General features: G+C 30.0%; 3 protein-coding genes and 1 pseudogene. All 4 read left to right on the forward strand.

Features of this window, described 5'->3' with window-relative positions; all coding sequences use genetic code 11:
• Positions 1-719: ATP-binding protein (locus tag AADI82_RS11435; RefSeq protein WP_341216565.1), on the forward strand; the 719-nt coding region annotated here is incomplete at its 5' end.
• A gap of 88 nt (positions 720-807) precedes the next feature.
• Positions 808-4,101, forward strand: coding sequence for a hypothetical protein (locus AADI82_RS11440; protein ID WP_341216566.1), 3,294 nt, complete (start codon positions 808-810; stop codon positions 4,099-4,101).
• Positions 4,102-4,442: 341 nt separating this feature from the next.
• Complete coding sequence (locus AADI82_RS11445) at positions 4,443-8,198, forward strand: BspA family leucine-rich repeat surface protein (protein ID WP_341216567.1); 3,756 nt, start codon at positions 4,443-4,445, stop codon at positions 8,196-8,198.
• A 3-nt stretch (positions 8,199-8,201) separates the two neighbouring features.
• Positions 8,202-8,312, forward strand: a pseudogene (locus AADI82_RS11450) (hypothetical protein); the annotation flags it as partial.
• Between the last annotated feature and the right edge of the window lie 40 nt (positions 8,313-8,352).

Genomic DNA, 8,352 nt, shown 5'->3' on the forward strand with positions numbered 1-8,352 from the left:
CGCATCACACCATTTCTAACGTTGCCTTAGTTGGTGGAGGTAGTTTTCCGCAACCAGGAGAGATTTCTTTATCACACAATGGTGTTTTGTTTTTAGATGAATTGCCAGAATTTAAGCGTGATGTTTTAGAAGTTTTACGTCAACCGTTGGAAGATAGAGAAGTTACCATTTCGCGTGCTAAATTTACGGTAACTTACCCCTCGTCGTTTATGTTGGTGGCAAGCATGAACCCAAGTCCAGGTGGCTATTTTAACGATCCTGATGCGCCAGTAACCTCAAGTCCAGCAGAAATGCAACGGTATTTAAGTAAAATTTCTGGTCCGTTACTGGATAGAATAGATATTCATATTGAAGTCACTCCCGTTCCTTTTGAAAAACTGAGTGATGATAGAAAAGGCGAAACCTCGGTGGATATTAGAAAACGTGTTACCCAAGCTAGAATAATTCAAACCAATCGTTTTAAGGATTCTGAGAGGGTGCATTATAATGCACAAATGAATACCAAGCAAATTCGTAAACATTGTGTGTTAGACGACGCATCAAAGCAATTACTAAAAACCGCAATGGAAAGATTGAATTTATCGGCACGTGCTTATGACAGAATATTAAAAGTGTCGAGAACGATTGCTGATTTAGAAGGTGTTGATGAGGTAAATGGCTCGCATATTAGTGAAGCGATTCAATATAGAAGTTTGGATAGAGAAGGTTGGTTAGGGTGAAACATCCAAAAATTATGAAGATGAAATATTAAAAATTGCTTCTAAAGAAGTATATATAAATGGAATAAATTGATAAAAAATATATTTGATGGAACCTATTACAATTACAGCGGCAATATTAAATCAATTTCAAACATCAGCTATTGTTAGTACTTTGATTGGGGGAATAATAGGGAATCGATCAGACGCACTTTTATGTAAAAGCACAAAAAAAGTATATCAAAAAATTAGAAATACAATAGGAGAACCCTTTAACCACGATATTCAAAAATCTGTTCGAAAATCTTATCTTAAATCAACTTTAATTGTTGTTAATCATATCAAAAAAAACTATCAATGGTATGATAGCATTGCAAATGATAAAAATCCAGCTGATATTAGGCATATATCCAATTATTTAAAAAAGGAAATTAATTTACTAGATAGAAATAATATTAGGTTTCCAAATTTGGATGTAGACGAAGAATATCAAAAATTACTATTTCCTATTGGAAAAACTTCAGAGAATAGAATCCCAGATATAGTTAAGCTTATAAAGAAAAGTGTTTTTAAAGAATTAAAAATTAATGGTTTAAGAGTAGAATTAGCACTTGAGCAATCTATTGAAGATGGTTGGAATGATGATGGTAAGTTAATGAGTTGGTATGATCTTACTTGTGCTTTTTTTAGAGAAGAATTAAAAACAAATCCTCGCATTTCTACATTTATTCAAACAGAATACTTAGATATAATAAGTTTAGATATTAAAGATGTAAAGTTCCAAATTGAGAATATACTTAAACCTTTAGATTCATTTGTTAAAGAATATAAATCTTATTTGTCTAAAATAGATGAGATTTTAAATATTACTAAAAATATAGAATCAACCGTTGTTGATACTAGTGAAACTACCATCGAGATTAGTCAGAAAATAACAGAAATCAAGGAGTTGTTAGATGTAACTAATAATGGAGCAACTGAAAATCTGGATCAAATTGAACCACCACAAGTTATAAGTATTAACACTTTTTCAGATGAAAATTTGCTTGAGGTATTAAGTTTTTTTGAAAAAAACATAAACGAAAAAAAATTAAGTGAAGAAGAATTAGCAGATATTTATGATACGAAAGCAAAATTATATGCTACAATTTTCAAAGATTTTGATAACCAACTTGAAACTAAATATAAAGACAAATTATCTGGAGTAATTTTTGATCGGATAATATCCTTTAAAGAAATTGAAAAAACTGATTTTGATACAATTCAGTCTATACGAAATAATAAAAAATATAATTATAAAGATCGTTCACTTTTAGTTAGCGGAATTTCAATAGGCGTTCTTAATAATTTTGATTCTTCAAAAATAAATTTGCTTATTGATTTTTTAACAGATTTTGAGGAAGATGTATGGCAAAAAGCATTAGTAGGATTAATTCTTTGTCTTTTAAAATATGATAATCGTTTAAGTCTTTTTCCTGAAATATCTAAGCGTTTAGTTGAATTAAAAAAGGTTAGTAAAATACAAAAAGGCATTATTTATATTGAAAGAATTTTGAGATACCGTTCGTTTAGCCCAAAAGATGTTTTTCAAAATAACAAAAGACAGTTTATAATTACACTTCAAGGGGTTTTTGGTAATACATTAGAATTTGACAAGAAGGATTTAAAAGACATTAAAAAAATAATCGATAACAAGCTTGAGTTCCATGAAGATCATATCATGTCTAAAGTTGTCGATTACGATAAACTTACTCAGTTTTATAGCAAATACTCCGAAAAAGATTCATTTACTGCTACTTTTGGAGAATATTTTAATTGTTTAGATTATAATACATATGTCGAATTATATGAATTAAATCCGTTGCAATTTAAAATGGATTCTGAAATCTTTAAAGAACCAAAAAGTTGGTTTATCCCTTTTGATGATGATGAGAAAATTAGGGATATTATGATTAAAAACTTTACTGTTCCAAGTATAGACATAGGTGATTTTATTGACTGTTTAAAAAGATGTTATTTTTTAAGCGATATAGACAAAAACTATATTATAGTTAATATTAAATCATTCTCTGAAGACTTTATAAATGTTGTTTATATAATGGCTAAACATGAAGAGGAAATATTTCAAAGATTTAATACTAAATCTAAATTAGAATTATCTTTAAATAAAATCATACGAGAACTTTATCGTTTTAGGCAGCTTTCAATAATCCCAAGTAATGAAAATATATTTAGAGACAAATTATCAATATATGATAAAACACTTTTAGATAAAATTGGTGATAAACTAACAAATATAAAAATTAAGGCTAAACATCATTTTGATAATAGATTGTATATAGAGTCATTAAAAATATTAGAAGAGTCTAAAATAATTAATAACGATTACGAAATCCTAGAATTATATGCATTAAATAATTTTTATCTTAAAAGATATGATGAGTCTAAAGTGTTTATTGAAGAGATTCTAGTGTCATTAAAAAAGACCAAAAACCTTGACAGGAAAGCATACTGGTTCAAAAAACTTAATTCAGTTTATTTTAATTTAAAAGACTATGATGAATATGAAAAATACCTTAATAAAGAAATAGTAACAAGAGAAGATGTTTTTGCCAAAACTATAGCAGAAAATAATAACAATGATGAATTAATAATGGGTAAGGCTATAGATTTAGCGTCGGCGTATTTTTCTCTAAGCGTTAATTATTGGAATATACATAAAGATGTATATCAAAGTATTGTCTATTTTTTAAAGTATTTAAAAACTTTTTTAAATATATCTACAATCAATAGCGAGCAATTATTAAAACTAACTAATCAAAATAGAAAAAGTATAATTAGTCTTATTTTAATATATCTAGAGAACGAAAATTTAAAAGTAAATACTAAACGATTAGAGGCTTATATTAATGAAAATTTAGAATCAGATTTTCAAAAAAAACTAAATGATTTATTTTGTAATGTTAAAGAAATAAATGAATTAGAAGGCAATAAAATTGTTTTTAATAATGATGAAGTTGCCCCAGAAGTAATTAAGCACATAGAGTTACTCTACAATACACTACTACCAATAGCTAAAAATGTACTAGAAGGTGAAAATGAATTTACTAAAATTGCTGTGCCATTTAACATAGATAAAAAAGGAACTTTTGATGTTAAATTAGTTTTAGATGAGGTTATAGAAAAAAAGGAAAAATACCTCTTAGAAGAACTTGCTTCAATTTTATATACAGGAATAAAAAATGATTTTATAGAAAAAGCATTTAATGTATTTATTAAACAAATTTGTAATGAAAAAGCTGAACCACATTATTCTATTGAAGAGATAAGATCTAGTCTAAATTCGTACATAGAATATGCAAAACTGCCCACTACAGAAAATGAAAATACTACAGATGAATAAAATTATTTAGAAGATATTGAACCGAAAATAGCTCACATATTAGTCAAGCGATTCAATATAGGAGTTTGGATCGTGAGGGTTGGTTAGGGTAAAACCTATGTATTTATTGATACGATATTTATAATTTAGTAGAACGCATTGTAATTTACTTTGTATAGAGGTTTATATTTATTTAGGTAAGTAAGAAAATCCATATCCTCTAAAAAAACGACTGTTTAACGAAAAGAAAGGGATTGACATATAAAAAAAGCTACTTTTATTCCCTCATAATAGTAGCTAATTATTAGTAGTTTTATATGCTAAATGGTTTTGTTGCTTAAAACAATTATTAAGCTGATTAAATGACTAAACAACCTATAGTTAAGTATTATATCTCACTTCTTTTTATTCTCTTTTTTTTAATTACTAAATCACATAGTACAACACTACTAGGAACAACCCCTTTCATTACAACTTGGAAAACAGACAATCCAGGGACTTCAAATAATAATCAAATAACAATTCCAACTACTGGAGGAGGATATAATTACACGGTAGATTGGGGAGATGGTACACCTACAACAGTTGAAACTGGAGATGCTACCCATACCTATGCTACTCCAGGTATTTATGCAGTTAGTATTACGGGTAATTTTCCTAGAATTTATTTTAACAATATAGGGGATAAGGATAAAATATTGACTATAGAGCAATGGGGGGATAATCCATGGTCATCTATGGGGGCAGCTTTTAGTGGTTGTAGCAATTTACAAGGGAATTTCACGGATAGTCCAGATTTATCAAATGTTACCGATATGAGTTTTATGTTTTATGGTGCCAACTCATTTAATCAAGATATAGGTAATTGGAATGTAAGTAATATTATAAATATGCAGACCATGTTTAATAATGCTATTTTATTCAACCAAGATATAGGTAGTTGGGATGTAAGCAATGTTACAAATATGGTAGACATGTTTGGAGGTGCTAGTTCATTTAACCAAGATATTGGTAATTGGGATGTAAGTAGTGTTACAAATATGTCTGGTATGTTTGCTAGGGCTAGTATATTTAATCAAGATATTGGTAGTTGGGACGTGAGTAATGTTATAAATATGCAGGCTCTGTTTAATCTAGCTAACTCATTTAATCAAGATATAAGCAATTGGAATGTTGGTAATGTAACTAATATGCTTGGAATGTTTATGAGAGCTAACTCATTTAATCAAGATATAAGCAATTGGAATGTTGGTAATGTAACTAATATGCAGTGGATGTTTTTAAGTGCTACTTCATTTAATCAAGATATTGGTAATTGGGATGTAAGTAATGTTTTAAACGCTGCAAGTATGTTTGAAGGCGTTACACTTTCTACGGTAAATTATGACGCTTTATTAATTGGCTGGGATACTCAAAACTTAAATTCAAATGTTTATTTTCATGGAGGTAATAGTAAATATTGTGCAGGAGCCTCAGCAAGAGCAAACATGATTAGTAATGACGGCTGGAGTATTATAGATGGAGGAATTGCAGCTCCATCTATAAATGACCTTGCAAATCAAAATGTTTCTGGTAATTTCATTTTACCAATTATTACAGGAGTAGATCTTATAGGTAATGAAGCTTATTATACAAGCACTAATGGGACAGGCACGGCTTTTAATGAGGGAGATATTATTAATTATTCTGATTTCTCTAGTTATCCAATCACACTTTATATTTATGGTGGAACTAACGCTAGTTGTAGTTCTGAAGAGGATTTTCAATTAGTAATTACTAAACCTAGTCTGCCATTTATTACTACATGGAAAACGGATAACCCAGGAGAGTCAGCAAACAATCAAATAAAGCTTCCAATTTTTAGTGGAGGGAATATATATTCTGTTGATTGGGGGGATGGTACACCTGTAACAAATGAAGTGGGGCAGCCTACGCATACTTATATTACACCTGGTATTTATACCGTTAAAATTATAGGAGATATTCAAGCCATCATTTTTAATGATACTGGAGATAAGGATAAAATATTGACCATAGAGCAGTGGGGTAGTAATCAATGGTTTACTATGTTTGCGGCTTTTCATGGTTGTAGTAATTTGCAAGGAAATTATCTTGATAGTCCAGATTTGTCTATTGCTACATCTACAGAATATATGTTTTCTTTAGCAAGCTCATTTAATTACAATGTGAATGATTGGGACTTGAGTAATATTACAAATATGGAAGGTATGTTTTCGGGAGCGACTTCATTTAACCAGAACTTAAGTAATTGGGATGTAAGTAATGTAGTCAATATAGCATTTGCTTTTAATAATGCTATAGCTTTTAATCAAGATATTGGTGGTTGGAATGTTAGCAACGTTACTAATATGGGGGCTACATTTGCAGGAGCAACATTATTTAATCAAGACATAGGTAATTGGGACGTTAGCAGTGTTAATAATATGGAGTTTACGTTTTTTGAAGCAACTTCATTTAATCAAGACATTAGTATTTGGGATGTAAGTAATGTGCAAATAATGGAAGCTATGTTTGCTCGTGCTACATCATTCAACCAAGATATAGGAAGTTGGAATACTAGTAATGTAAATGATACAGGAGCCATGTTTTATGAAGCCACATCATTCAATCAAGATATAGCAGATTGGGATGTGAGTAATGTAACAAGAATGGAGATTATGTTTTTTGGAGCTACGTTGTTTAATCAAGATATTGGTCGTTGGAATGTCATTAGCACTACAAACATGATTAGTATGTTCGAAATGGCAACAGCCTTTAATCAAGATTTAGGTAATTGGAATGTGATAAATGTTACCGATATGACTAATATGTTTGATGGTGTAAGACTTTCTGTTTCTAATTATGATTCTCTACTCATAGGCTGGAATTCAAAGGTTTTACAAAATGGTGTGCCATTTAGTGGTGGGTTAAGTCAATATTGTTTGGGTGAAGCTGCTAGGTCAAATATGATCGTTAACGATAATTGGATAATTACAGATGCAGGAACAGTAGCACCTATAATTGATGATATAACGAATCTAACCGTTTCAACAAGTTATACATTGCCGACGATTACTGGAGTAAACCTCACAGGTAATCAAAAATACTATACCAGTGCAAATGGAGTGGGAAAAGCTTATAATGCTGGTGATATTATTGGCTTTAATGATTTCTCTAGTTATCCAATCACACTTTATATATATGACAGTTATAGTACGGGATGTAATTCAGAACAGGATTTTGAATTAACAATAACTTCAATTCCTTCGTGTACAACCTTATCTTCACCATTAGCAGGATCGTCAAATACTCCAATTGAAACAGATTTAACATGGAATCTTGCTTCAAATGCAACAGGATATAAATTAACATTAGGTACAAACTCAGGAGGTACCGATATATTAGATGCATTTGATGTAGGAAATGTGTCGAATTATAATTTGTCAGCAGATTTACCAGAAAACACAACTATTTATGTTAGTATAGTGCCTTACAATTCAGATGGAGATGCAGTAGCATGTTCAGAAGAAGTGTTTACTACAGAGCTATTAATTACATCGCCTTCGTGTACAACCTTAACTTCGCCATTTGCAGGATCGTCAAATACTCCAATTGAAACAGATTTAACATGGAATCTTGCTTCAAATGCAACAGGATATAAATTAACATTAGGTACAAACTCAGGAGGTACCGATATATTAGATGCATTTGATGTAGGAAATGTGTCGAATTATAATTTGTCAGCAGATTTACCAGAAAACACAACTATTTATGTTAGTATAGTGCCTTATAATTCAGATGGGGATGCAATAGCATGTTCAGAAGAAGTGTTTACTACAGAAACAATTGTAATCAATACAAATAATTTACCACCAAAGTTTTTTACACCAAATAATGATAATAGAAATGATTATTGGGTAGTTTCAAACCCATTGAATCAAGTATTGAGTGTTTTTATTTATAATCGCTACGGAAAACTGTTAAAACAAATAAAAAATATTTCTGTAGGATGGGATGGTACATTTAATGGCAAACCTATGCCTGTTAGTGACTATTGGTATCTTATAACCTATAGAGATGGCAAGGTGCTAAAAGGTTATTTTAGTTTAGTAAGGTAAAATAAAGTGTCAAGAACGATTGCTGATTTAGAAGGTGTTGAAACCATCAATGGGTCACATATTAGTGAAGCTATTCAATATAGGAGCTTGGATCGAGAGGGTTGGTTGGGATGATTATTTAATAATTTTTATATAATGTGAAAAAAGACAAAAT

It is taken from the genome of uncultured Wocania sp., from assembly GCF_964021735.1.
GTDB lineage: Bacteria > Bacteroidota > Bacteroidia > Flavobacteriales > Flavobacteriaceae > Wocania_A.